The following is a 24,936-nucleotide window of genomic DNA, read 5'->3' on the forward strand; positions in this document are numbered from 1 at the left end:
TCAGGCCTTCGCAGCCCAAGCCGCCTCTCGGATGAGTTCGCTGACGGTGGGATGGGGGAAGACGACCTGGCGCAGGTCGGTGATGGTGAGTTCGGTCTCCAGGACGACGGAGGCGCCCCAGACCATCTCGGAGGCGTAACTGCCGACGACGTGCAGGCCGAGGACCTGCAGGGTGTCGCCGTCGTAGACGAGCTTCGCGGCCCCGGGGGCCTTGACGCCGTTCTCGGCGACGAAGCGGCCCGACATCGCGCCGGGCACCGTGACGGTCTGGACGTTGCCGCCCTTCGCCCTGGCCTGCGCCTCGGTGAGTCCGATGCCCGCCGCCTCCGGGATGGAGTAGACGGCCCACGGGATGGTGCCCCAGCGCATGACCTCGCCGCGGCGGTGCGCCTCGGGGTCCAGGATGTTGGCGGCGGCCACCTCACCCATGCGGTACGCGGCGTGGGCCAGCAGGGAGCGGCCGGTGACGTCCCCGATGGCCCAGACGTTCGGGAGGTTGGTGCGCATGCGGTCGTCGACCGCGACACCCTTGCCCGAGACCTCGAGGCCGCTGCTCTCGGCCCCCCAGCCCTGCACGGCGGGGCGGCGGCCGACCGCCATGAGCACGACGTCGGCCTCAACCGCCTCGGCGGAGCCGTCTGCGGTGGTGTACTTCACGCTGCCGCCGTCGATGGCGGTGACGGTGCACGACAGCTTGAAGGCCACGTTGCCGAGCGCCTTGCGCAGCATGGGTGCGAGTTCGGCGTCCATGAACGGGACGATCTCGGGCAGCATCTCCACGACGGTGACCTCAGACCCGAGCGTGGCGAACAGGCTCGCGAACTCCAGCCCGATCACGCCGCCGCCGATCACGGCCAGGCGCGGCGGGATCGCGTCGACGGCGAGCATGCCGGTGGAGTCCACCACGTGCGGATTGTCCTTCGCCCCGGGGATGGGGGGCATGACGGGGACGGAGCCGGTGGCGAGGATGACGTGGTCGCCGGTGTAACTCTCCGCTCGTTGAGCCGGACCGGAGCCGGAGGCGCCGTCCGCGTCGAAACGGACGGTGACCCGCCCGGGCCCGTCGAACGTGCCGTACCCCTTCACGACGGTGACGCCGGCCTTCTTCTCCGCGAAGCCCACGCCCTTGACGAGGGTCGTGACGGTCTGGGCCTTCCACTTCTGCAGTTCGGTCCAGTCCACCGAGATGTCGGAGGTGTGGATGCCGAGGTTGCTGCCGTGCTTGGCGTGTTCGTAGGTCTTGGCCGCGTTCAGCAGGGCCTTCGTGGGGATGCAGCCCACGTTGAGGCAGGTGCCGCCCAGGGCGTCGGCCTCGACGAGGAGGACCTTCCTGCCCGCGTGGCCGAGTCGCTCCGCGGCGATGTAGCCGCCGGGGCCGCCGCCGAGGACGATGACGTCGTAGTCACTCATGGATGTGTCGGTTCCTCTCAGCCGAGAGCGGTGATGTCGATGGCCTCGATGAAGCGCACGAGGTCTTGCAGGAAGCGGGCGGCGTCCGCACCGTCGATGACGCGGTGGTCCGCGGTGAGCGACAGCCCGATGCGCTGCTCGGCACCGACGGAGCCGTCGGCGTTGACCTTGACGCGCGGGAAGATGGCGTCGACGCCGAGGATGGCGGTCTGGGGCACGTTGAGCAGCGGGGTGAACGACTCGATGCCGAAGCCGCCCAGGTTCGAGACCGTGAACGTCGCGCCCGACAGCAGGTCCGGGTTGATCGAGCCCTGGATGGCCTCGTTCGCCAGCTGCTTGCTGACCGCGGAGAACTCCCGCAGGCTCATCAGCGACGCGTTGCGCACCGTCGGCACCAGCAGACCGCGGGGGGTGTCGCACGCGAAGCCCAGGTGGACCCGCTCGAAGGTGGTGAGCACGCCGTCGGCCAAGTGCGCGTTGTGCGAGGGGTTCTGCGCGGCGGCGCGGACCGCGGCGTAGCCGACGAGGTCGCCGATGGTGACGCCGGTCATGCCGAGCGCAGCGTCCGAGTTCTTGAGCTTCTTGCGCAGGTCCAGCAGCCCCTGCGCGTTCGCGGTGGTGGTGTAGGTGAGCTGCGCGGACGTCGCCAGCGAGTTCATCATCCGCTCGGAGATGACCTTGCGGACGCCCTTCACCTGCGTGGCCTCCGAGGGGCCGGGGAAGTCGGCGTCGACGGCGGTGGCCGGGCGCGCGGCGGGCATCGTCGGGGCGACGGCCTCCGGAGCCGGGCCGGCGGTGAGGTCGGTCGTGGTGACGCGACCGCCGAGGCCGGTGCCCTGCGCGGCGGCGCCGTGCGCACCGGCCCGTGCGGCAGCGGGCGTGGCTGAGGTCAGCGCCTCCTTGACGTCGCGCTCGATGACGCGGCCGCCGGGGCCGGAGCCCTCCTCGACGGCGCCGAGGTCGAGCGAGTTCGCCGCGGCGAGGTTGCGGGCGCGGGGGCTGGCGGCGCCGGTGGCGGCGGCACGCTCGGCGGGTTGCGCGGCGACCTCGGGGGTGGCCGACGCCTCCGTGGGCTGAGGCGCGGGGGCCGCGTCGCCCTCACCGTCCTTGCCGGCCCAGCCGACGGCGTCGAGGGCGGGCTTCGGGTCCTCCCCGGCCGCGCCGACGACGAGGAGCGGCTCCTTGACGGGGACGTCGTCGCCCTCGTCCCACAGCAGCGCCAACACGGTGCCGGCAGCGGTGGAGGGCACCTCCATGGAGGCTTTGTCGGTCTCGACCTCGCAGACGATGGCGTTCTCGGCGATCTCGTCGCCCACCTTCACCTGCCACGACACGATCAGGCACGACTCGACACTGTTGCCGAGCTGCGGCATGACTACGACGGTTGCCATTGGCTGTCCTTCTGGGTTGGGGTCTTCGTTGTCAGACGACGAGCACCCTGGTGTGCTCGCGGAGTGCATCGGCGGCATCCTCGGGGAGACCGCGGTCGGTGATGATCCCGGCGATGTCCGGGAGGCGGAGGAACGTGACGAAGCCGGCCTGGCCGAACTTCGAGGAGTCGGCGAGCAGCCAGGTCTCCTCGGCCCGGCGGGCCATGCCGGAGGCCACCTGTCCGCCCTCGACGAAGCGGGTCGTGAGGCCGCGCTCGGGGGAGAACCCGTCGGTGCCCAGGAACGCGAGCCGGGTGTTGAAGTCTGTGATGGCGCGCTCGGCGAGCGGCCCGACGAACGACTCGGACTCCGCCCGGAACACGCCCCCGGTGAGGATGACTCCGAGGGCGGCGTTGCTGCGGGCGGCGCTGAACACGAGGGCCGAGTTGGTGACGATCTGGACGCCTGAGCGGCCCGCCAGGTGCTTGACGACCATCGCCGTGGTGGTGCCCGCCTCGATCATGATGGTGTCGTCGTCACGCACCAGCGCCGCGGCCGCGGCCGCGATGCGCTGCTTGGCGTCGACGTTGACCTTCTCGCGCTGGAGGATCGACTTCAGCGTCGTCGGACGGGCGCCGCCGCGGGTGCGCACGAGGAGCCCTCGCTGTTCCAGGGTGCGGAGGTCGCCGCGGATGGTGACCTCCGAGACGCCGAGGCGAGCCGCCAGCGACGAGACGGTCAGGGTCCCGTCGTCCGTGAGACGCGACATGATCTCCTGCTCGCGTTCCGCGCGCTCGACCGTCATTGGCGTCCCATCACTGTCGGTTCCGAAGTGGTTTCGATGTCACCACGCTAAACCCTTCGGATCAGCTTCGATACCCCCCAACAGGAAAGCTGAGCATTTGCCCACGGGATCGCCGCCTGGACGCTCCGGCGGGCCGGGACGAGCGCGTACCCTGGCCGCAGGAGGCCGATCATGCCCAGTCGTCGCCAGGTCCTCACCGCCGCGAGTCTCAGCGCCCTCACCCTTGCCGTCGCGTCGTGCGCGCCGCCGCGGGCCGACGAGTTGCGGGGCACGCAGCCCCCCGAGGAGTTCCCGCTCGACACCGTGTCCGCACCCACCGCGGCCGCCGCCACCGAATCGTTGGCGTGGACCCTGCTGGCCGGCAAGACCGGCAACCGGGTGCTGGGGCCGAGCTCCCTGATGTCCGCCCTCGTCATGCTCGGCGAGGGCGCCGCCGGAGCCAGCGCGGCATCACTGGACAGCACCGTCGGCCTGGCGGGGGACGAGCGGTCCGCGGCCGTCGCGGCGCTGCGACAGTCACTGGCGGGCTACGACTCGCTGCCGTCCAGCCTGGACAAGAAGTACCCGCCCGAGGACATCGTCGTGCATCAGGCGTCACAGGTCGTCATCCTCGACGACGCCGCGGTCCGGCAGCAGTACCTGGACCGCCTCACGCGTTTCTACGACTCGGGCGTGGAGCGCGTGCCGAGGGACGACGCCAAGGCCAACCTCGACGCCTGGGCCCGCAAGCACACCGCAGGGCTGATCGAGAAGTCCGCCATCGAGATCACCCCGAACCTGCAGCTGGTGCTCCAGGACGCCGTCCTGTTCGCGGCCCGCTGGCGGACCCCCTTCTCGAGCCAGTGGCCGGTGCCGTTCACCCCGGCCGGCTCAGAACCCAAGGAGGTGCCGGGCATGGCGGAGATCATCCCGGCCCGGTTCGCCGAGTCGGGGCGCTGGACCGCGGTCAGGCTCCCCTACGACGACACCCTCGTGATGGACGTCATCCTCCCGGGCCCCGGCATCACGCCCGCGGAGCTCGCCCCGGACGATCTCGTCGCCGTCTCCGCCGGGCTCGCGGAGGCCGCGGAGATCCTGGTCTCGGTGGTGATGCCCGAGTCGGACCAGAAACAGACGTGGGACCTGCTCGAGCCCGTGCGGGAGGCGGGAATCGACCTGTCGGATCTCAGCGGCATCATCGACGGCGGCACGCTCGGCCAGCTCGTGCAGCAGGTGACCCTGACCGTGAGCCCCAAGGGCACCGTGGGGGCGGTGCTGACGGAGGGCGCCGTCGGGACGGGGGCGCCGGCCTACGACGCCGAGATCCGCGTCGACCGGCCCTATGTCATGCGGGTGCTGGACACGCGCACCGGGTGGCCGATCTTCCTCGCGGTCCTCGAGGACCCCTCAGCTCCGTCTGAGTAGCCACGCTCATCCCACGAGCTGCACGGCCCAAGAAGCCAGCATCACCGCGGTCGCCACCACGGCCGGGGTCGGATGCATCCGAAGACGAACGACAGCCTTCTGGCGCCCGATGAAGGACCGCTCCTGAACAGCAGCTGGCCAAGGCTACTCTCGTGGCGTGAGATCACACCAATGGGTGGTGGCCCTGACCGGGCCGCCAGGATCCGGCAAGTCAACGATGGCAAAGGAACTGGCTCGCCTCCTCAACGCGGCACTGCTTGACCAAGACGCCATGACGAATCCACTCGTTGACGTCGTGGCGGAGCTGCTCGGCGCCCAGGACTACAACGACCCACGGCTCGCGAAGCTGGTCCGGAACCAGCGCTATGAGTGTCTGCTCCGCGTTGCTGCAGAATGCGTCGAGGTTGGCACACCCGTGGTGCTCGTCGCCCCGTTCACGGCCGAGCGCAAGGATGCGTTGGCGTGGACGCGCCTGGCCGAACGGGTCACGAGATTCGGCGGGGAGCCCCGACTCGCATGGCTAAGGATTTCGCCAACGGACTTGGCTGATCGACTACGGTCGCGTGCTGCGTCACGCGACGCGGACAAGCTGCAGAACGTGGAGACCTACGTTGCAGGGCTGGATCTCAGCCAACCAAATGTTCCGTTCATCGAGGTGGATGCCACTCTCTCCCCTGCCCAGCAGGCCAGGGAGGTGCTGCTGGCCCTCGGCTAGACCGCCGGAGATGACGGTTTGGTCACAGATTTTCAGCAGCGCTTGACAACCTTGTCATGACCGGCAATAGTCGTCCTTACCGACATGTGACAACGTTGACACAGGGTAAGGGAGGCACGATGACGTACGGCTCGACCTCCGTCCGTCCCTGCCCAGGGGGAGCTTGCGGAGAGGGGCTGCTGTGAGGCCGCGCCAGGGGGGTCCGACCCTCAAGGACGTCGCGCAACTCGCCAAGGTCAGCATCAAGACTGCGTCGCGAGTCCTGAATGAGGACCCCAACGTGGCACCCGCTACCCGCGCCTCCGTCACGCTGGCCATCGAGACTCTTGGCTACGTCCCGGACCCTGCCGCCCAGTCCCTTCGTGCGGGCCGTGATCGGACCGTGGGCGTGATTGTCGACAGCATTGGTGACGTCTTCTTCGCGCAGCTGGTCGCTGAGATCGAGGCGAGACTCGACGAGGCGGGCTACCGCTCCCTCATCGCGTCCAGCAACCGTGACCCTGTCCGTGAGCGCGAAACGGTGCAGAGGCTCATCCAGCGCCGGTGCTCCGGGGTGATCCTCTCCCCCACAACCCGGGACTCACTCACCGGAGTCCGACTTGATGACGTTCCCCTGGTGTTTGTTGACCGGATCGGGGATGTTCCCGGCGCTCAGTCCGTCGTGGTCAACGACTTCGAACTTGCGAAGCTTGCGACCCGCCACCTGATCTCACACGGGCATCGACGAATTGCCCTCCTCAGCGACGTGCCGCAGGTCGAGACCACACGAGTTCGACATGAGGGCTACAGGGCGGCGATGGCAGATGCCGGGATACCGGTCGACGGGCGCCTGATGCGCATGGATTGCCCGGATGCATCACAGGTGATGCATGCGCTCACGGAACTGTTGGCCCTCGACGAACCTCCCACAGCGATCATCTCTACCAATTCCCGGCTCTCACTGGGGCTCGTGCCAGCCCTGCATCAGTTCGGAAGAACTGACGTCGCGGTCATCTCGTACGGCGACTTCGCGATGGCCGAAAGCCTGTCGCCGGCTGTGACCGTCATCGACCACTCCCCTCAGGCAATCGGCGCGGCTGCAGTCGAGGCGCTACTGGAAAGACTCAAGCCCGGGTCGCCCATCTCGGCTCCTCAAGCCGTGATTTTCGTACCCGCACGTCTGATCCCTCGCGGCTCGGGGGAACTAGCACCCAGTGTCACTGACCCCGAGTGGCCCAGCATCAACAAGGAGGAACATGTTCACCGCAACTAAGGATGCGGCGCGACCCTATCGAACCCGCTGCGACCGGCGCCGAAGCTGGAGCTGCTGAGATGAACTCGACTCCCATCTATGAAGCCCGCGGCATCGTCCGCAGTTTCGGATCCGTCCGAGCACTTCAGGGCGCCGATTTCGATGTTCGTCCCGGCGAAGTGTCAGCCCTCATCGGTGACAACGGCGCCGGCAAGTCAACTCTTGTTCGGATCCTCGCAGGAGCGGATACCCCCGACGAAGGGGAGATTCGCTTCGAGGGCGCACCGTTGACGCTCACCAACCCCACCGATGCGCGTGACCGCGGCATCGAGACGGTCTTCCAAGACTTAGCCCTAGCCAACCACCTCAACCCCATCCAGAACATGTACCTTGGGCGTGAGGTCATGAGGCCAGGCATCCTGGGCAGGCTCGGCTTCATGGAACGCGCCAAGATGCGTGCCCACGGCGTCGAGGCCTTCGCCAGCCTCGGCGCCACGGTGAGAGATTTCGACGGTGCGGTGCTGGGCATGTCCGGTGGTCAGCGACAGGCGATCGCGGTTGCCCGCGCCGCCGCTTGGGCCAGCAAAGTCATCTTCTTGGATGAACCCACCGCCGCTCTCGGTGTGGTCCAGACCAAGGGAGTGCTCGATCTCGTTCGACGCATCAAGGACACCGGTGTCGGCGTCGTCCTCATCAGCCACTCCATGCCAGCGGTGCTGGAGGTGTCCGATCGCATCCACGTCCTGCGCCACGGTCGACGGGTTGCGGTGTATCAGGCGAAGGACACCAATGTCGAAGAACTGGTCGGCGCCATGACCGGCGCCCTGGATGGGAGGGAGGACTCGTGAGCGTCAAGACCGAGAGCCCAACACAGCAACCACCACAGACACCCGACAAGAGATCGCTCGGACAGTGGCTGCGGGACGGGGTCAAGGCTCAGGCGATGCAGATCGTGCTCGTCTGGTTGGCCATCATCATCATCTTCAGCGCGCTCAGCCCCGTAGCCTTCTTCGACACGGTCAACTTCCTCAACATCGCAGTCAGCGTCTCAATCCTGGCAGTGCTCGGTGTCGGCACCACCTTCATCATCATCACCGGTGGAATCGATCTGTCGATGGGCTCCGTGCTCGTGTTCAGCGGCGTGGTGGCTTCCCTTGTGATGGAACGCATGGGCGACGGAGAAGGCTGGGGCGTCGCGATCACAGGAATCGTGGTGGCGCTCATCTCCGGCCTGGCATGGGGAATCCTCAACGGCTTCCTGATCGCCAAGGCCAAGGTTCCACCCATGATCGTCACCCTCGGCACGTTCGGCGCAGCGTTGGGCCTGTCCCAGGTTCTGACAGGCGGCATTGATCGCCGGGCAGCGCCTGACGTTCTCGTCGACACAGTCGGATTCGGTCGAGTGGTCGGTATCCCGGTGCTCGTCATCATCGCAACCGTCGTCGTCGCCATCGGCATCGTGATGCTGCGGCGCACGAAGTTCGGCCTGCACACCGAGGCCATCGGCTCCAACGCCGAGGCATGCCGCAGAGTCGGTATCAATGTTGATCGCCAACTGATCAAGGTGTACGCATTCGCAGGCTTCTTGGCAGGCCTGGCAGGCCTGCTCAACCTCACCTTCTTCAGGTCAACCACCATTGCCGGCCATAGCCTCACCAACCTCGACGTCATCGCCGGCGTTGTCATCGGTGGAACGAGCCTCTTCGGCGGCATTGGCACCGTCTTCGGAACCGTGATCGGCCTCCTCATCCCCGCAACCCTCAGAAACGGCTTCGTCATCCTCGGCGTCGCCCCCTACTGGCAGCAAGTCGTGGTCGGCGCATTCCTCATCGCAGCCGTCTACTTCGACCAGATCCGCCGCGCAGCAGCCACCCGCGGCCACAGCAAACCATCCCTTGTTTCACGAATGTTCCCCAACAACCGAAAGGACCGATGAACATGCGTCGCACTCCCACCCTCCTCGTCGGAGCAGCGCTGCTCCTGATGGGCTCCGCCTGCTCCACGGGCACCCCCACCACCACGGACAGCGCCTCTGCTGGCTCAACCCCCGACAGCAGCGCTGCTGCTGACATCAACATCGCTTTCATCCAGGGCGTCATCGGCGACAACTTCTACATCTCGATGGAATGTGGCGTCCGCGACGCGGCCGAGGAGCTGGGCGTCGAAGTCAGCGTCCAGGGCCCCCAGAAGTGGGATCCGGCGCTCCAGCAGCCCATCCTCACGTCGGTGTCGGCGACGAAGCCCGAGGCTATCCTCATCGCCCCCAATGACGTCAGCGCCCTGCAGCGCCCGCTCGAGGAAGCAGCCAAGAACAGCAAGATCGTGCTGGTCGACACGACCATCGAAGACCCATCGATCGCGGTGTCTGAGATCGCCTCCGACAACGTCGGCGGCGGAGCGGCAGCGTTCGCAGCGATCCAGGAGCTCGTGCCCGATGGCGGCCAGGTGCTGGTCATCGACAACCAGCCCGGCATCTCCACCTCCGACGCCCGCGTCCAGGGCTTCGAAGAAGCAGTCGCTGAGGACTCCTCGTTCGAGTACGTCGGTGTGCAGTACGCCAAGAACCAGCCGGCCGAGGCAGCCAACATCGTGACCTCGACCCTCCAGCGCTACCCCGACCTCAAGGCCATCTTCGCCACGAACCTGTTCAGCGCCGAGGGCGCAGCGACCGGCATCGAGCAGGCCGGAGCCACCGGCAAGGTCCAGATCGTCGGCTTCGACGCCGGACCGGCCCAGGTCGACGCGCTGAAGGACGGAACCGTCCAGGCCGTCATCGCACAGCAGCCGTACGACATCGGCTACCAAGGTGTCCAGCAGGCCGTCGCGGCCATCAACGGCGAGCCCACAGAGGCCAAGATCCAGACCGGCTTCACCATCGTCACCATGGAGAACCTGGAGACCGAAGAAGGCCAGGCCGCGCTCTACGCCTCTGAGTGCAGCTGACCTCACGGCCAGGGGTCGGTGTCCCCGCGCCGTCAGCGCCGGGACACCGACCCCTGGATCGGCCATCAGCCACCCCCACCAACATCCAAGGAGTAACCCGAGTGAACCGACTCGTCGCAGGACTTGATCTGGGATCCACCGGCATCAAGATCCTCATCGCCGACGAACACGGCGCAGAAGTGGCTATCCGCCAGCGGCCCACTCCTTGGCGAAACGGCCCAGGTGGCACCACGACCCTGGTGGCAGAGGATCTACTCGCCACCATCCAAGACCTCTTCCACGACATCGCGTCTCTACTGGAAAATGCCAGCGCCAGCCCATCGAAGGTGGCGGCCATCGCCGCCTCCGGCATGGGCGAAACCGGCTTCCTCCTTACCAGCGACGGCTCGGCCGCCGGCCCCGCCTACGCCTGGTTCGACCCACACGGCCAGGAACAGGCCGCTGCCCTCCCTGCCAATCTCCGCGCCGAGTTCGCGGGACGCACCGGTCTACCGTGGGGCGTCCAGGTATCGACCGCGAAGATCCTCTACCTAAGGGACGAAGGCATCACCCTCACCGGAAAGCAGTGGGTCAATCTACCCGAGTTCGTGGTGGAAGCTCTGGGCGGCCAGCGCTCCGCCGAGTACTCCCTCGCTTCCCGGACGGGCCTGCTCGACCAAGACACCGGCGAACCCTGGACTGAGATGTTGGACTACATCGGTGTCGATACCGAGTTCCTCCCACAACTCGTCGACGCCGGCACGCCGCTCGGACAGGCAACTGCCGCCTGGGTACCGCCCATCTTCTCCGGTGCCCACTTGACCGTCGCCGGGCACGACCACCTCGTATCAGCCGTCTCAGGCGGCGCCATCTCCAACGATCGCTACCACGTCTCCATGGGCACGGCTGAGGTGCTCCTCCGCGTTATCGAATCGCCCCTCTCCTTTGAGGCCCGTCGACGACTCGGCGACGCTCTCATCAACTGTGTCCGTCATGTCGTCCCAGGGCAACATGTCCTGGTCGCAGGCGTGAAGACCGGCCTCCTGATGCGGCGAGCTCTGCAGATGTTCGGGATCTCCGACCTTGACGGCCGTACCCGACTCGACGATGCCGTGATGGCTCTGGGCGATTCACAGCTGGCCGAGGGATCCATCGAGGTTCGCGGCGCCCGCAACGACGATGGGGTTCTCTCCCTCGTCATCCGGTCCGACGGAATCAGCCCTGCCGAGGTGTTCAAAGCGATCCTGGACCACGGCAACGACGAAATCGGACTCCTCATCGAGGCCATGGATCGCGAGGTACCACCCGCCACATCCTCACTGCTGACCGGAGGCTGGGCCAGCATGCGATCCGTGCAAGCCGCACGATCGCAGGTCCTCCCTTCGCTCGAGGTATCGGAACGAAGCCAGGACACCGCCTACGGCGCCACGGTTTTCGCTGCTCAGCTGCTCAAAGCCAACCGCGCCTAGACGCACGGATACGTCGGGCCCAACGAATCTGTCACCCCCCATCACCCGCAACCACTACGGGCTGCACAGGCCCCATCACAGGAGAGTTACCAGTGAACGACCTAACCACACTCGAGCGTCGCGCAATGTCCAGGATCTGCACCGCAGACGGAAACATGCTCATCGTCGCCGCCGACCAGCGCAACGGCATGAAGGCCGTCATGCACGCCCCCGACGGGCCCGGCAGCATCAGCAAGCAGGAACTCGCAGGCGCCAAGGGAGACCTCGTCACATACCTGGGCAACCACGCACCGGCCATCCTCCTCGACCCTGAGATCGCGCTTCCCGACCTGGTCGACGACGGCACCCTGGGCAGGAACACCGGCCTGGTGGTCGGCATGGACGCCTCAGGGGCCGAGACCATCGACGGTCTCCGCTACACGAAGTACGTCGACGGCGTCACGGCCCGCACCGTACGTGACATGGGCGGTGACGCCGCGAAGATGCTGTTCTACCTGCGCACCGACCGTCAGGACACCAACTCCCGCGTCGGAGACGAGATTCGCCAACTCGTGCAGGCCTGTGCCGATGAGGGTCTGCTGCTGATCATCGAGATCCTCACCTACCAGCTCGAGGGCGAAAGCGACGACGCCTACGCAACGGTGTTCCCGCAGCTGATCATCGACGCCGCCGCCTTCTCCGTCGAATGCGGCGCCAAGGTCCTCAAGCTCCCCTACCCCGGCTCGGCGGAAGCATGCGCAGCGGTCACCCAGGCCGCCGCCGGCGCCCCGTGGGCCGTCTTGTCTGCCGGAGTGGACCACGAGACCTTCGTCGGCCAGGTCGAGACCGCTGTGAAGAACGGCGCCGGTGGCGCCATGGCAGGACGATCCCTGTGGAAGGACAGCCTTGCGATGACCACCGAGGAACGCCGCACCCTCCTGACCGAGCGCGCCCTCCCGCGCCTCCACGAACTCGCATCCACGATCGACGCAGCAGCGAAGGCGTAGTCAAACAACAACGAGGGGGCTTCCCTGCGGCCTTGGCTGCGGGAAGCCCCCTCGTTCTTGCTCGGACCCTGACAGACATGGGCAGTTCAGGGTTCGGGGGCGGCTAGCCACCCCCGAACAACTGCGTTCAGCGGCAGGTGTACCCGCCGTCGATCGGGAGGTGCGCACCGGAGATCATGGAGGCTGCGTCACTGAGGAGGAACACCACGGGCGCGGCCACTTCAGCCTGAGTGGCCCAACGCCCCAGCGGCATCTGCTCAAGGAATGGGCCACCGATCTCCGGCCGCCCCCAGTAGAACTCCGACATCTCCGTCATGACTACCGTCGGGTGGACGCTGTTGACGCGAATGTTGTACTGGCCCAGCTCCAGCGCGCTGACACGTGTGATGTTGTCGACGGCAGCCTTGGATGATCCGTAGGAGATGTGATTGGCCAAGGCCACAAGCGAGGCCTGGCTCGACACATTGACGATCGAACCGCCCTGTCCGAGCCGGATCATCGTTCGCGAAGCGTACTTGGTGACGAGAAGTGTTCCGCGGGCATTGATGGCCATGACCTTGTCGAACACGTCGATGTTGGTCTCCATCGGGGTTGCGATCTCGCCGCCGAAGCCGCCGCAGTTGACGACCCCCCAGAGGTCGAGGTCGGCGATGGCCTCAGCGATCTCCTCCTCCGACGTGAGGTCGAATTCCACAGCTCTGCAGCCCGTCTCTGCGACGATCGCATCCAGACCTGCGCGCTCGCGTCCGGCCGCGACCACGCTTGCGTTGGCGGCAACAAGTTGACGGACGATCTCGCCGCCGATACCGCCTGCAGCCCCGGTGACGAGCACGGTCTTGCCTTCGAAGTCAATCTTCATCTCTTGAGGTCCTTTCCCCAGCTGCCGCGGACCCTTCTCCGCGGGGTGCACTCTCGGTGTGCAAGTTCAATGCTCCCACTCTATGACACCGTTGTCATCCGTGCTAGGCTCGCCCTGAAATCGAGCAAGATTCCCTGCACGAAGGGCCGGTCTCGACTCGTTTGAACCACAAAGGAGACTCAGCGTGGAGTCATCGGCGACTTCCCACCTTGCACGCCCCATCACGGCCACCTTGGACGATTTGGTGGCCCGCGCGGCCCACCTGGCCCAGCGGCCAGGTCGCACGCTCCTCGGCATCGTCGGTGCTCCAGGCGCCGGCAAGTCCACCGTCTGCGAAGCACTCTCCACGGGCCTGGGCGAGCAGGCGGTGGTGGTCGGCATGGATGGTTTCCATCTCGACAACGAAGTCCTCATCGCGCTCGGCCGGCGTCAGCGCAAGGGTGCTCCCGACACCTTCGACGTGCCTGGATACCTGTCTCTTCTCAACCGGCTCCGCGCAACTGCCGAAGATGTGACCTACGCTCCGCGTTTCGACCGAGCACTCGAGATGGCGATCGGCAGCGCGGTACCCGTACCCCGCACAACTCCGCTCGTCATCACCGAAGGCAACTACCTGCTCTACGACGGTGGCGGCTGGGAAGACGTCCGCGAGGCGTTGGACGAGGTGTGGTACCTCGACGTCTCAGACCAGGAATTGAGGAACCGTCTCGTGGCCCGCCGGATGTCTTATGGCGAATCCCACGAGGCCGCCCTGGACTGGGTTCAGGGCGTGGATGAAGCCAACGCCTCCGTGGTGGCCCAGGGACGACACCACGCGGACCTCATCATCACCATCTCTTCGTAACCACCGCCCACCCACCGACTCAGAAAGACCAGACGTGACCCAACTCAGCCAAGCGAACCTCTCTCGCCTCCAGATCGAGGTCCCTGAATACGACAGGAGCACGGTCCGGCCGGCTGTGGTCCACTTCGGCGTGGGCGGATTCCATCGCGCCCACCAAGCCATCTACCTCGACGCCATCCTTTCATCCGGTGACCTGGGTTGGGGCATCGTCGGGGTTGGGGTGATGCCGGCAGACCGAGCCGCACGTGACGCGGCACATGCCCAGGACTGCCTGTACACGCTGGTGACTACCGACCCCCAAGGCGAGCAGACCGCCAAGGTTGTCGGCAGCATCGTGGACTACCTCTACGCCCCGGATGACCCGACCAAGGTCGTCGAGGTGCTCGCGTCGCCCAGCACTCTCATCGTTTCGCTCACCATCACGGAGGGCGGATACGGGGTCAACGACGTCACGGGACGATTCGAGCCCAGTGATGAACTCACCCTGTCCGACCTGGCGTCCACCGAGATTCCTCGCAGCGTCCTGGGACTTCTGACCGAAGGTCTGCGCCTGCGCCGCGAACGCGGGATTGCGCCCTTCACCGTCGTTTCGTGCGACAACATCCAAGGCAATGGCCACGTGGCTCGCACTGCTCTGACTACGTTTGCTCGCGAGAAGTCAGCCGATCTGGCGGACTGGATCGCCGCTGAGGTTTCGTTCCCCTGCTCGATGGTCGACCGGATCACCCCCGTCACCACCGACGAGACCCGTCAATCACTCTTCAACTCCTACCAAGTTGAAGATCGGTGGCCCGTGCGATCCGAGAGCTATCTGCAGTGGGTCCTTGAAGACAACTTCCCACTCGGCCGGCCTGATCTCGCAGCGGTCGGCGTCCAGCTCGTCGAGGATGTCGAGCCCTACGAATTGATGAAGCTACGGCTCCTCAACGCCTCCCACCAGGCCATGAGCTACCTGGGCATCCTGGCCGGATACAACTGGGTCCACGATGTGTGTCGAGATCCAGACTTCGTGGCGTTCCTCAGCCGCTACATGCACACCGAAGCGATCCCCACCCTGCGACCAGTTCCAGGTGTCGACCTCGACGCCTACTGCAACCAGCTCCTCGCCCGATTCGGCAGCGAGGCGGTACGCGACACCTTGGCTCGCCAAGTGGTGGACGCCTCAGAACGCCTCCCCAAGTTCCTCCTCCCGGTCCTCCGTGAGCAGCTCGACACCGGAGGGGCCATCGACTGCTGCACCCTGGTGCTGGCCAGCTGGAGCCTCTACCTCGAGGCACACACCGACGCCGACGCCCCTGAACTCGTCGATCGTCGCAAGGATGACCTGCTCCAGGCAGTCTTACAGGAATCCACGAATCCAGGTGCACTGCTCGACTTCGCACCCGTCTTCGGTGAGTTGGGCACCAACGAGCGACTGCGCAGCAACTACGTCGCGCTACGGGCGCAGCTCCTCAGCCAGGGCGCCCGCGCCCTGTTGTCCACATGGGCAGGCTCCGCCAACCAGACCCGATAGGTCAAGCCGACGCGAGCCACCAGACCCAGACCTTCACGCCAACCCCTGCTCAGGAGCAGGGAGAAGAGAATGCCGAGGCCATGACTGATCGCCCGACCCACGACGCCTGGCTGGACCAGCATCTCCGAAGTCTTCTCGACTTCGGGATGCGGGTCCCGGCCCCCGAAGGTGGTGCAGGATATCTGGACACCCAGGGCCGACCCGTGCCGAGCCTTGGTGTCCAGACCTACGTGACGGCGCGGATGGTGCACGTATATTCGCTCGGCGCCATGCTGGGGATCCCCGGATGCCGAGCCCTCGCCACCGAGCTCGTGACTGGTCTGAACGGTCAGCTCCACGACGATGAGACCGGTGGATGGTGGCATCAGGTCTCCGAGGACGGCACCCCCGATGTCGCGGCCGGCAAACAGTGCTACGACCACGCCTTCGTCCTCCTGGCAGGATCATCGGCCACGCTGGCCGGAATAGCGACCGCAAACGTCCTCCTGGACGACGCATGCACCGTCTATGAGAGATTCTTCTGGGACGAGGGCACCGGACGACCGCGAGACCTATGGGATGCCGGCTTCACAAACGCCGATCCCTATCGCGGCCTCAACAGCTCGATGCATTCTGTTGAGGCCATGATGGCCACCGCCGAAGCCACCGGCGACGCCGTGTGGCTCGATCGCGCCGGCCGGGTTGCGAGTTTCGTCGTCGACTTGGCATCCACACATCAGGCCAGGCTGCCTGAACACTTCGACGAACAGTGGACCCCACTGCTGGACTTCAACAGCGACCGCCCTGACGACCAGTTCAAACCCTTCGGAGCAACAGTCGGCCACGGCTTCGAGTGGTCGCGCCTGCTTCTGCAGGTCGAAGTCGCCATGGGCGACCGAGCACCCACCGGACTCAGCAGCGCAGCCGTCAGCCTGTTCGAGCGAGCCGTCTCGGACGGGTGGACCTCCGGCACACATCCCGGGTTCGTCTACACCACCGACTTCAATGGTCGCCCGGTAGTTCAGGATCGGATGCACTGGGTCGTGACAGAAGCGATCGCCGCAGCACACGCACTCTTCCAACGCACCGGCAACCACCGATACGCACATCTCTACGATGACTGGTGGGACATCGCACGCCTGCACTTCATCGACGACACACACGGGTCCTGGTTCCACCAACTCGATCAAACCAACCAGATCGCGGACGGAGTGTGGCCGGGCAAACCCGACCTCTACCACGCAGTACAGGCGACGCTGCTACCTCGCCTCCCGCTCGCCGGATCCATCGCCGCCGGAGTGAAGGCAGGCCTCGTGTAGAAGTTCACACCTGCCCGGTCCCCGAGGCCACCTCTCATACCGCGGTCACGCTGCACCCACGCAAACCCCGGTTCGACTGTCTCGTTCGTCCAAACCTTCCAGCAGACGCTCGATGACAACCGCCACGCCATCGTCGTTGTGGTGCAGCGTCACCTCGTCCGCGGCCTCCAAAGCAGCCGGAACCGCGTTGCCCATCGCAATCCCCCGACCCGCCCAAGCGAGCATCTCGACGTCGTTGTTGTTATCTCCGAACGCCACGACCTCCGACGCCGCGATCCCCCGCGCCGCGCAGAACCGGGCCAGCGCCGACGCCTTGGACACCCCGGCGCGGCCGACCTCCAAGAAGGAGGCCCCCGATGTCGTCGGATGGCACCCTGCAACACCCAGACCTTGAGCAACCTTGAGCATCACCTCGGGATCGACCCCAGCGTCGTGCAGCACCAACTTCACCGACGGCTCAGCCAATACCTCGTCGAGGTGAGCGAAGCTGTGGGTCACCGACCACAACGCAGTCTCCGAACCAGGATGCTCGCCGCTGTACCCGTGCTGAGCAACATAGTCGTTGCCCGCATCGCGCACCGACACGACCTTGACTCCAGGGAACGCCTCCATCAGCCCGAACGCCATCTGCCGCTGAGCATCCACATCGATCAACTCCTCAAAGATGACCTCACGCGTGAGTAGATCGACGGACACGGCCCCATTACTGCCGATCACCGGCCCGTCCAGCGGCGACCCGGCAACAACTGCCCCGATCGAGTACGGCTGACGCCCCGAGATCGCGACTGACTCGATCCCCGCAGCCATCGCGGCCCTAAACGCGGCCCGCGTCCGAGGGCTGATGCAGTGGTCACTCCGAATCAGCGTGCCGTCGATATCCGTTGCGATGAGTCGCAGGCCCACTGCGGTTCCTTTCAATGCTGGTTCAAGACTTCGGCCACGCAGTGTGGAGTAACGTCATGTTTGTAGGGGATGCCGCGTAGCGTCATCCCTTGACAATCGAGCGCTCCGACTCTAAGTCCCTAGATCCCCAGAGAAGGCTAACCAGAGGGCTCGAAGATCAACGGGTGCGCCACGTCGGGCTCGACAGCCCGCTCCCGCACTTGGGTCGACCACCGCAAGACGGCCGACCGCTGGAAGGGATGGTGGTGCGGGTCCAGGACGGTGAGAGCCTCTGGTGGTTTGGGTCAGTGCGAGACCAGATCTCCACCACCGAAGCGTAACCGACACCCGCCCTGAGCCAGCCATCCACCCCTCTCAGTCCGAACCTAGATCGCCATCAGGTCAGCTCGGGGCTGAGCGTCGTGGCCCAGGACCCGAATGCGATTGGGGAACTGAGCGCCCGCACCGTTCTCGCGCGGCTTGCCGGCGACGACTCGCCGCCCGTCCACCACGTGCTTCCGACCACCCTCATCCCGCGCGGCAGCGGCGAGATCCGCACCGTCTCCTGACCCGTCGACCTCAGCGGAGCAGGAACTGCACGACCCAGGAAGCCAGCATCACCGCGGTGGCCACCACGGCCGGGGTCGGGCGCCGGCCGCTGCGCGCGCCGGGCGGCGCCGCATCGAGCCACCGTCGGAGATCCGCGGCGGCCGACTCGGGGGTCGCGCCCGGCCGCACCACCTCCGGATCCAGGCTCAGGATGTCCTCGGGCGCCCGCAGGCGGATCCCGATCGCATCCCGGCCGGGAGCGATCCTCTCGACGCGGTCGCGGGCGATGACGTCGTCGAGCAGGAGCCCGTAGAGCCCGAAACCTTGGGACAACCGGGCGAACTCGTACACCGACCACGACGTCGCCCAGAACGGGCCGGTGACAACGGCGAGGGCCGTCAGCACGAGCCGCGCGTCGCCCAACCAGTCGCCGCCGTCCCAGGCCTCGGCGAACAGCAGCGGCACACCCAGCGCCCCCAGGACCGCGACGGCACCGGCCGCCGCCCACCGGGTCCATCTGCCGTTGGCCACCGCCCACAGCGTCGCCCGCCCGCGCCACGACAGCGCCACGACGTCGTCGCCCTTCCACCCGGGCAGCTCCGGCCGCACGGCCTTCAGGAAGCGCCGGCGCCCCTGGAACGGCTTGGGCTCCGTCACCTCGGCCAGCCAGACCTGACCGGTGGCGCGCGCCAGGGCGACGGAGTTCCCGCTGGCCCACGACCCGACCAGGATGAACGGCTCCGCACCATTGGTGTCGGGACCCACCACCGCCTCGGCGATGACCTTCTCCTGGGACGTGAGCACCTCGGGTTCGTCGCGCTCCACCTCGGCCCGGAGTCCGTCGACCCAGGCCGCCACCTCCGCGACAGTCCCGGGGAGCGGCCGTTCGGGCTCCTCGTCCGCGTCGTCGCCCCACTCCTCGAACTCCGCTTCGCGCGCCTCGGCCTCACGGACGACCGGGCCGCGGTCCGTGTGCCCGTCGAGACCGGTCAGCTCCAGCGCGGGCCAGTCGGCGTCGACGGGCAGTACGAGGGCGAGGTCGCCGTTGCACACGACGCGAACCGGTCGTCCCGGGGGCCCCGCGTTGCACCAGGCGCCTGCGTCGTCGCGCCGGGGCCAGGAACCTGCCCCAGGCGGCGACGCCTGCCAGCGGTAGCGCCGCCGCGACGCCCAGCAGCCACGACGGATCGTCCTGCCCCGCCCCGGCGAGGACCGCCCGGCCGTCGCCGTCGACCAGCACCTCGACCGACCTGCCCACCGCGAGGCTCTCGTCGTACCAGGGGTCCTCGAACTCGCGGTCGACGCCGTCGATGGTCACCGTCAGATAGGTGAGATCGTCGCGGACCTCGACGCCCGACAGCGGAACCGTCACCCGGCTCGCCCTGGCCTCGAACGCCGCGACATCGGCCGCCTGCACCTGGTGCACGATCAGGGCCGCCAGGGCCGCCACCGCCGCCAGGGCGATCCCGGCCCACCCGAGCCAACGGTGGTGGTCCGCCGGCGCCGCCCAGGACCGGTCGAACGGGACGTCGCTCGACGGCACGACGACGTCGCCACGTGGCCGACTCTGGGCGTCCCGGACGAGGACGAACGCGAGAAGCACCGCTGCGGCCGTGCCGATCCACCACCACAGGTGGCCGGTCACGGGGTCGAGCAGCCCGCCGACCACCCCCAGGGCCGCGGTGACGCCCAGCGTGACCCGCGGGACGGCCCAGACGAGCAACCCACCGGCGAGGACCGTGGCGACGAGCCCGTCGGCGACGTACTCGCCTGACCAGAGCGGGGCGCGCTCGACGTAGACGGGGGTGCTCTCGATGCCGACGATGAGCCATCCGATCACCAGCGCCGTCCAGACGGATCGAACGGCCGTCAGATGCGGGCGGCTGCGGCGCAGGTCACGGGCGGAGAGGCGGTGCACCCCCGCAGTATGGCGGAGTGAGGACGCCGCTGCCTCCTGGGCATCGGCCCGGATACCGCGGGGCCCCTCCGCCGGTGGGACGTGCGGTGGTGGAATGTGACCTACGGGGGAATCCCCGGCACCGAAAGGCTTCTTCATGGACATCCTGTTCGACACCGCCAACCTCGACGACATCGAGCGACTCACGCCCATCTACCCCGTCACGGGCGTCACCACGAACCCGTCGATCCTCAAGAAGGAGGGCCCCATCGACTTCTACGCCCACCTCAAGCGCATCCGGTCGATCATCGGCCCCAACCGGACGCTGCACGTGCAGGTGCTGGCGAAGGACGCGCAGGGCATGATCGACGAGGCGCACCGCCTGCTCGACATGATCGACGCCAACGTCTACCCCAAGGTCCCGACGACGGAGGCGGGCATCCAGGCGATGCGCGTGCTCAAGAGCGAGGGCGTGAAGGTCACCGCCACCGCCATCTACTCCAAGACCCAGGGCTTCCTCGCCATCGCGACCGGCGTCGACTATCTCGCCCCCTACTACAACCGCATGCAGAGCCTCGACATCGACACCCGGGGGACGCTCAGCGCCCTGGCCAGCTTCATCGACCGCTTCGAGGCGCCCAGCAAGATCATGGCCGCGAGCTTCAAGAACATCGCGCAGGTGTCGCACGCGCTGGAATCGGGCGCGCACGCGGTGACCCTGTCTCCCAAGCTGCTGCGCCAGGCCCTGTCGGCGCCCATGATCGAGGACGCCGTCGACGCGTTCATCTCCGATTGGAAGGACGTCCATGGGACGACGACGCTCCCCTGAGGCTTCCCTTGGGATACCCCCAGGGGTATATACTTCTTCGTAACAGAAGGAGTGCACATGGCGACCATCATCACCATCGAGACCCCCACGCTCGGCGACCGCAGCTACGTCGTCCACGACGGCGCCGTCGCGTTCGTCGTCGATCCCCAGCGCGACATCGACCGTGTCACCGCCATCCTCGACGAGGCCGGCGTCACGCTGAAGGCGGTTTTCGAGACCCACATCCACAACGACTACGTGACCGGTGGGTACGCGCTGGCCCACGCCACCGGCGCGGACTACTACGTCAACGCCCAGGACGAGGTGTCCTTCGAGCGCACGCCCATCGTCGACAACCAGGTCGTGGAGATCAGCCCCACCATGTCGGTCCGGGCCATCGCCACGCCGGGCCATACCTACACGCACCTGTCGTACGCGCTGTTCGACCCCACCGCGGACGACGACGACGCGCGCGGCCAGGCCGTCTTCAGCGGCGGTTCGCTCCTCTTCGGCGCCACCGGCCGCCCAGACCTCCTCGGCGCCGAGCACACGCACGAGCTGGTCAAGCACCAGTACAACTCGGCCCACCGGCTCGCCAGCGAACTGCCTGACGGCACGGAGATCATGCCGACGCACGGCTTCGGGAGCTTCTGCTCCGCCACCCAGACGGAGGGCGACGAGTCGACCATCGGGCGCGAGAAGCGCGTCAACCCGGTGCTGACGAAGGACGAGGCCGAGTGGATCGAGGAGATCCTGGCCGGCCTCGACGTGTATCCGGCGTACTACGCGCACATGGCCCCGTCCAACTCCGCCGGCCCGGGCGAGCCGGACCTCACCGAACCGACGCGCGCCGACAAGGACGAGATCCGCGCCCGCCTCGAGCAGGGTGAGTGGGTGGTCGACCTGCGCAACCGGGTGGCCTACGCGGCCGGCCACGTGCCCGGCAGTTTCAACTTCGGCATCGACGGACAGATCGCCACCTACATCGGCTGGATGATCCCGTGGGGAACCCCGTTGACGCTGCTCGGGGAGTCCCGCGAGCAGGTCGCCGAGGCCCAGCGCGAACTCGTCCGAATCGGCATCGACCACATCGCGGCGAGCGCCACCGGCGGTCCGGCCGAGTGGACCGACTCCCCTGCCACGCTGCAGCGCGCCGACTTCGGAGACCTCAGCCAGGTCCGCCACCACCGCGAGGTGCAGATCCTCGACGTCCGCCGGGCCCCCGAGTACGCCGAGGCCCACATCGACGGCGCCGTCAACATCCCGCTGCACGACCTGATCACGCGCATCGACGAGGCGCCCCAGGGTGAGCTGTGGGTGCACTGCCTCAGCGGTTACCGCTCCTCGATCGCCACCTCGATCCTCGCCGCGGCCGGGCGCACCGTCGTGGCGGTCGACGACAAGTTCGAGAACGCCGAGAAGAGCGGCCTCCCGCTCGTGAGCGGGAAGTGACGACGTCTGACGTGGCGGAGTGCAGCGTCGGGGACCTGTACTCCGCCTGGAAGCGTGACGAGTACATCCTCGACGTCCGCGAGCCCGACGAGTACGCCGAGGGGCACGTGCCGTCGGCGGTCCTCATCCCGCTCGGGGAGCTCGCGGCCCGGGTCGGCGAGGTGCCGCGCGACCGGCCGGTCTACGTGGTGTGCCGCTCGGGGCGCCGCTCGATGACCGGTGTCCGGACGCTCGCCGCCTCCGGGATCGAGGCCACATCCGTGAGTGGCGGCACCCTGGGATGGATCGCGGCGGGATACCCGGTGTCCGGGCGACCACACCTCGCGGGGACCACTCGCCGATGAGCTGGTGGTTGGTGCCGCTCGCCGCTCTGGTGGGGCTCGTCATGGGCGCCCTGGGCGGCGGCGGCGCCATCATCACCGTGCCCGTGCTGGTCTACCTGGCGCAGCAACCCCCCGCGGCGGCCATGGTCGGCTCGTTGATCGTCGTGAGCGCGACGGCGACGGCCGGGCTCATCGGGCACTGGCGGGCCCGGCTGGTCCGGCTGGGAGAGGGCGTGGCGTTCGCCGCGCTGGGCTCGGCCGGAGCGGTCGCCGGGTCGCTGCTGTCGATGCAGGTCCCCGGCCAGCTCCTCATGGCGCTGTTCGCCGTGCTGCTGCTGATCGTCGCCGGACTGATGACCAAGAAGTTCCTGCGCCCCTCGCCGACCCCGCCGCGGGACGTACCGCCGATGATCGGCGGTGACCCGCGCCGCGTGAACTGGCGGCAGGTCGCCGTCGTCACCGCCACCGCCACGGGAGTTGGGATGCTCACGGGGTTCTTCGGCGTCGGCGGCGGCTTCGCGATCGTTCCGGCACTCGTGATGGTGCTGGGATTCTCGATGCAGCAGGCCGTCGCGACGTCGCTGTTGGTCATCGTGCTCAACTCACTCGTCGCGCTCGCGACGCGACTCACGGTCGCCGTCGACGTGGATTGGGCCCTGATCGGCTGGTTCAGCGTGGTGGCCGCCGCCGGCGCCATCCTCGGCGGCCGCCTCGGGCGCCGGCTCCCCGCACGCACGCTGGGGCTCGGCTTCGCCACCCTGCTGGCCGTGACGGCGGTACTTATCCTGACCCAGTCGCTGACGGGCTGACCCCCCGTCCTACGATTCAACCATGCTTGATTCAAGCGCGGTTGACACGACGCTCGACGCGGCGGAGGCGCTCGCAGTCCTCCAAGCCGTGGCCGACCCGATCCGGTGGCGGGTCCTCACCCGCCTGTCCACCTGCCGGCGCTGCGTCTGTGACCTGCAGGCCGAGATCGACATCGCCCCCAACCTGCTGAGCTACCACCTCAAGGTCCTCCGGGACGCCGGCCTGGTACTGGGCACGCGTCGCGGCCGGTGGATCGACTACACCCTGACCGACGACGCGCAGGCTCGGGTCAAGGCCGCGCTCCCCGGCGAACTGGGCCGGTGGTGACCGTGCTGAGGTCGCTCGCGGTTCCCCGCTCCACCCGCACGCTCGTCGCGGCCCTCCTAGGCGCCTCCCTCGGGTGGGCGGCGCTCTACGCCCTCAACGAGGTGCTGTGGGACGCCCTGTTCGTCTCGGTCCTCGGGCTCGATCTCGACGAGCGCATCCCGGGCGCGGTCCACTTCTTCCTCTACGACACCTCCAAGATCTTCCTACTCCTGACAGGGATGATCTTCCTGATCGGCATGCTCCGCACGACGCTGCGCCCGGAGCGCGTCCGGCAGTTCCTCGACGGCAAGCCCCTGTGGCTCTCGCTGGTGCTGGCAGCGCTCTTCGGGGCCATCACGCCGTTCTGCTCGTGCAGCTCCATCCCGCTGTTCATCGGTTTCGTGGGCGCCGGCATCCCCTTGGCGGTGACCCTCACCTTCCTCATCGCATCGCCCCTGGTCAACGAGGTGGCAGTCGTGCTGCTGGCCGACACGTTCGGCGCCGCCAACACCGTCGCCTACGTCGCCGCGGGCCTCACGGCCGCCATCGTCATCGGCTTCATCTTCAGCCGCCTGAGTCTCGACCACCTCGTCGCCGACTTCGTCTTCGCGACCCCCGTGGCCGTCCTGCAGGCCGACGGCCGACGCCCGACCCTGCACGAGCGGGTCGAGGCGGCCCTCGAGGAGACCCGCGAGATCGTCGGCCGGGTCTGGAAGTGGATCCTCATCGGCGTCGGCGTGGGCGCCTTCATCCACGGGTGGGTCCCCACCGAGTTCTTCGCCACCTACGCCGGGCCGGACAACCCCTTCGCGGTCCTGCTGGCGACTCTGGCCGGGGTGCCGCTCTACGCCAACGCCGCCGGGGTGATCCCCATCGCCGAGGCGTTGTGGAGCAAGGGCATGGCACTCGGGACCGTCATGTCGTTCATGATGGCCACCGTCGCGCTCTCGCTGCCCGAGTTCATCCTGCTCAAGCAGGTCCTCAAGCCCAAGCTCCTGGCGCTGTTCTTCGGCAGCGTCGCGGTGGCCATCGTGGTCATCGGAGTCCTGTTCAACCTGGCCACCTGACCGGTCCAGGGAAAGT

General features: G+C 67.4%; 25 protein-coding genes. 18 read left to right on the forward strand and 7 right to left on the reverse strand.

Going from position 1 to position 24,936, the window contains the following annotated elements; genetic code table 11:
- From lpdA to BCR15_RS07350, 3 genes are read right to left on the reverse strand one after another with little or no spacing between them, the layout of a single operon-like run.
- Positions 1-1,410, reverse strand: a complete 1,410-nt coding sequence (gene lpdA / locus BCR15_RS07340) for a dihydrolipoyl dehydrogenase (protein WP_068751555.1) — start codon at positions 1,408-1,410, stop codon at positions 1-3.
- A gap of 17 nt (positions 1,411-1,427) precedes the next feature.
- The gene (locus tag BCR15_RS07345; RefSeq protein ID WP_068751556.1) at positions 1,428-2,801 is read right to left on the reverse strand and encodes a dihydrolipoamide acetyltransferase family protein; all 1,374 of its coding nucleotides are present in this window, start codon (positions 2,799-2,801) and stop codon (positions 1,428-1,430) included.
- A gap of 31 nt (positions 2,802-2,832) precedes the next feature.
- The gene (locus tag BCR15_RS07350; RefSeq protein ID WP_068751557.1) at positions 2,833-3,585 is read right to left on the reverse strand and encodes a DeoR/GlpR family DNA-binding transcription regulator; all 753 of its coding nucleotides are present in this window, start codon (positions 3,583-3,585) and stop codon (positions 2,833-2,835) included.
- Positions 3,586-3,756: 171 nt separating this feature from the next.
- On the opposite strand from BCR15_RS07350, the gene BCR15_RS07355 reads away from it, so the two are divergent.
- The 8 genes from BCR15_RS07355 (at position 3,757) to BCR15_RS07390 (ending at position 12,312) form a co-directional block, all read left to right on the forward strand.
- A complete protein-coding gene (locus BCR15_RS07355; protein WP_068751558.1) occupies positions 3,757-4,989 on the forward strand; it encodes a serpin family protein in 1,233 nt (410 codons plus the stop codon).
- Between the two features lie 178 nt (positions 4,990-5,167).
- Positions 5,168-5,704, forward strand: coding sequence for a P-loop nucleotide/nucleoside kinase family protein (locus BCR15_RS07360; RefSeq protein WP_188426916.1), 537 nt, complete (start codon positions 5,168-5,170; stop codon positions 5,702-5,704).
- Positions 5,705-5,885: 181 nt separating this feature from the next.
- Positions 5,886-6,956, forward strand: a complete 1,071-nt coding sequence (locus BCR15_RS07365) for a LacI family DNA-binding transcriptional regulator (RefSeq protein ID WP_068751560.1) — start codon at positions 5,886-5,888, stop codon at positions 6,954-6,956.
- 59 nt (positions 6,957-7,015) lie between these two features.
- Complete coding sequence (locus BCR15_RS07370; protein ID WP_068751748.1) at positions 7,016-7,783, forward strand: ATP-binding cassette domain-containing protein; 768 nt, start codon at positions 7,016-7,018, stop codon at positions 7,781-7,783.
- Positions 7,780-8,871 (forward strand): ABC transporter permease, encoded by a 1,092-nt coding sequence (locus BCR15_RS07375; RefSeq protein WP_068751561.1) that lies wholly within the window; start codon positions 7,780-7,782, stop codon positions 8,869-8,871. Before BCR15_RS07370 ends, BCR15_RS07375 begins: the two co-directional genes overlap by 4 nt.
- A 2-nt stretch (positions 8,872-8,873) precedes the next feature.
- The gene (locus BCR15_RS07380; protein ID WP_141680066.1) at positions 8,874-9,878 is read left to right on the forward strand and encodes an ABC transporter substrate-binding protein; all 1,005 of its coding nucleotides are present in this window, start codon (positions 8,874-8,876) and stop codon (positions 9,876-9,878) included.
- Positions 9,879-9,979: 101 nt separating this feature from the next.
- Entirely contained in the window at positions 9,980-11,326 is a 1,347-nt protein-coding gene (locus BCR15_RS07385; protein ID WP_197971699.1) for an FGGY-family carbohydrate kinase, read from the forward strand.
- A 125-nt stretch (positions 11,327-11,451) separates the two neighbouring features.
- On the forward strand, positions 11,452-12,312 hold the full coding sequence (locus BCR15_RS07390; protein WP_068751563.1) for a tagatose-bisphosphate aldolase: 861 nt from the start codon (positions 11,452-11,454) through the stop codon (positions 12,310-12,312).
- 127 nt (positions 12,313-12,439) lie between these two features.
- Here BCR15_RS07390 and BCR15_RS07395 read toward each other — a convergent pair whose 3' ends face one another.
- Positions 12,440-13,171, reverse strand: a complete 732-nt coding sequence (locus BCR15_RS07395) for an SDR family oxidoreductase (RefSeq protein ID WP_068751564.1) — start codon at positions 13,169-13,171, stop codon at positions 12,440-12,442.
- A gap of 184 nt (positions 13,172-13,355) precedes the next feature.
- Here BCR15_RS07395 and BCR15_RS07400 point away from each other — a divergent pair, with 184 nt between their 5' ends.
- From BCR15_RS07400 to BCR15_RS07410, 3 genes are all read left to right on the forward strand, one after another.
- Positions 13,356-14,015: a nucleoside/nucleotide kinase family protein gene (locus BCR15_RS07400; RefSeq protein WP_228383443.1), complete on the forward strand. Its 660-nt coding sequence runs from the start codon at positions 13,356-13,358 to the stop codon at positions 14,013-14,015.
- 34 nt (positions 14,016-14,049) lie between these two features.
- Positions 14,050-15,528, forward strand: coding sequence for a mannitol dehydrogenase family protein (locus tag BCR15_RS07405; RefSeq protein WP_068751565.1), 1,479 nt, complete (start codon positions 14,050-14,052; stop codon positions 15,526-15,528).
- 80 nt (positions 15,529-15,608) lie between these two features.
- A complete protein-coding gene (locus tag BCR15_RS07410; protein ID WP_068751566.1) occupies positions 15,609-16,826 on the forward strand; it encodes an AGE family epimerase/isomerase in 1,218 nt (405 codons plus the stop codon).
- 45 nt (positions 16,827-16,871) lie between these two features.
- Here BCR15_RS07410 and BCR15_RS07415 read toward each other — a convergent pair whose 3' ends face one another.
- Positions 16,872-17,729: an HAD family hydrolase gene (locus BCR15_RS07415; RefSeq protein WP_068751567.1), complete on the reverse strand. Its 858-nt coding sequence runs from the start codon at positions 17,727-17,729 to the stop codon at positions 16,872-16,874.
- Positions 17,730-18,121: 392 nt separating this feature from the next.
- Between BCR15_RS07415 and BCR15_RS14340 the strand changes: the two genes are divergently transcribed.
- Positions 18,122-18,277 carry a substrate-binding domain-containing protein gene (locus BCR15_RS14340; RefSeq protein ID WP_228383474.1) on the forward strand — a complete coding sequence of 52 codons (156 nt, stop codon included), beginning with the start codon at positions 18,122-18,124 and terminating at the stop codon, positions 18,275-18,277.
- A 10-nt stretch (positions 18,278-18,287) separates the two neighbouring features.
- Here the strand turns inward: BCR15_RS14340 and BCR15_RS07420 are convergent, their stop codons facing one another.
- Both BCR15_RS07420 and BCR15_RS07425 read right to left on the reverse strand, forming a co-directional pair.
- Positions 18,288-19,310: a hypothetical protein gene (locus tag BCR15_RS07420; protein WP_068751568.1), complete on the reverse strand. Its 1,023-nt coding sequence runs from the start codon at positions 19,308-19,310 to the stop codon at positions 18,288-18,290.
- Positions 19,204-20,175 (reverse strand): hypothetical protein, encoded by a 972-nt coding sequence (locus BCR15_RS07425; protein WP_068751569.1) that lies wholly within the window; start codon positions 20,173-20,175, stop codon positions 19,204-19,206. The genes BCR15_RS07420 and BCR15_RS07425 overlap by 107 nt, the downstream gene beginning before the upstream one ends.
- A gap of 136 nt (positions 20,176-20,311) precedes the next feature.
- Between BCR15_RS07425 and BCR15_RS07430 the strand changes: the two genes are divergently transcribed.
- The 6 genes from BCR15_RS07430 to BCR15_RS07455 are packed head-to-tail and all read left to right on the forward strand — an operon-like array spanning position 20,312 to position 24,920.
- Complete coding sequence (locus BCR15_RS07430; protein WP_068751570.1) at positions 20,312-20,983, forward strand: fructose-6-phosphate aldolase; 672 nt, start codon at positions 20,312-20,314, stop codon at positions 20,981-20,983.
- A gap of 57 nt (positions 20,984-21,040) precedes the next feature.
- Positions 21,041-22,414, forward strand: coding sequence for an MBL fold metallo-hydrolase (locus BCR15_RS07435; RefSeq protein WP_068751571.1), 1,374 nt, complete (start codon positions 21,041-21,043; stop codon positions 22,412-22,414).
- Positions 22,411-22,758, forward strand: a complete 348-nt coding sequence (locus tag BCR15_RS07440) for a rhodanese-like domain-containing protein (protein WP_197971702.1) — start codon at positions 22,411-22,413, stop codon at positions 22,756-22,758. The genes BCR15_RS07435 and BCR15_RS07440 overlap by 4 nt, the downstream gene beginning before the upstream one ends.
- Positions 22,755-23,546 carry a sulfite exporter TauE/SafE family protein gene (locus tag BCR15_RS07445; RefSeq protein ID WP_068751572.1) on the forward strand — a complete coding sequence of 264 codons (792 nt, stop codon included), beginning with the start codon at positions 22,755-22,757 and terminating at the stop codon, positions 23,544-23,546. The genes BCR15_RS07440 and BCR15_RS07445 overlap by 4 nt, the downstream gene beginning before the upstream one ends.
- Before the next feature lie 22 nt (positions 23,547-23,568).
- Positions 23,569-23,874, forward strand: a complete 306-nt coding sequence (locus tag BCR15_RS07450; RefSeq protein WP_068751573.1) for an ArsR/SmtB family transcription factor — start codon at positions 23,569-23,571, stop codon at positions 23,872-23,874.
- Positions 23,871-24,920: a permease gene (locus tag BCR15_RS07455; RefSeq protein ID WP_078920422.1), complete on the forward strand. Its 1,050-nt coding sequence runs from the start codon at positions 23,871-23,873 to the stop codon at positions 24,918-24,920. The genes BCR15_RS07450 and BCR15_RS07455 overlap by 4 nt, the downstream gene beginning before the upstream one ends.
- Positions 24,921-24,936 lie beyond the last annotated feature (16 nt).

The organism is Tessaracoccus lapidicaptus (assembly GCF_001693815.1).
In the GTDB taxonomy this organism is placed as follows: Bacteria; Actinomycetota; Actinomycetes; order Propionibacteriales; family Propionibacteriaceae; genus Arachnia; species Arachnia lapidicapta.

Coding starts and splice junctions, on each gene's coding strand:
- BCR15_RS07395 (WP_068751564.1), bottom strand. CDS start 13,171: ATGAAGATTGACTTCGAAGGCAAGACCGTGCTCGTCACCGGGGCTGCA.
- BCR15_RS07445 (WP_068751572.1), top strand. CDS start 22,755: ATGAGCTGGTGGTTGGTGCCGCTCGCCGCTCTGGTGGGGCTCGTCATG.
- BCR15_RS07430 (WP_068751570.1), top strand. CDS start 20,312: ATGGACATCCTGTTCGACACCGCCAACCTCGACGACATCGAGCGACTC.
- BCR15_RS07345 (WP_068751556.1), bottom strand. CDS start 2,801: ATGGCAACCGTCGTAGTCATGCCGCAGCTCGGCAACAGTGTCGAGTCG.
- BCR15_RS07370 (WP_068751748.1), top strand. CDS start 7,016: ATGAACTCGACTCCCATCTATGAAGCCCGCGGCATCGTCCGCAGTTTC.
- BCR15_RS07410 (WP_068751566.1), top strand. CDS start 15,609: ATGACTGATCGCCCGACCCACGACGCCTGGCTGGACCAGCATCTCCGA.
- BCR15_RS07450 (WP_068751573.1), top strand. CDS start 23,569: ATGCTTGATTCAAGCGCGGTTGACACGACGCTCGACGCGGCGGAGGCG.
- BCR15_RS07435 (WP_068751571.1), top strand. CDS start 21,041: ATGGCGACCATCATCACCATCGAGACCCCCACGCTCGGCGACCGCAGC.
- BCR15_RS07350 (WP_068751557.1), bottom strand. CDS start 3,585: ATGACGGTCGAGCGCGCGGAACGCGAGCAGGAGATCATGTCGCGTCTC.
- BCR15_RS07380 (WP_141680066.1), top strand. CDS start 8,874: ATGCGTCGCACTCCCACCCTCCTCGTCGGAGCAGCGCTGCTCCTGATG.
- BCR15_RS07355 (WP_068751558.1), top strand. CDS start 3,757: ATGCCCAGTCGTCGCCAGGTCCTCACCGCCGCGAGTCTCAGCGCCCTC.
- BCR15_RS07390 (WP_068751563.1), top strand. CDS start 11,452: ATGTCCAGGATCTGCACCGCAGACGGAAACATGCTCATCGTCGCCGCC.
- lpdA (WP_068751555.1), bottom strand. CDS start 1,410: ATGAGTGACTACGACGTCATCGTCCTCGGCGGCGGCCCCGGCGGCTAC.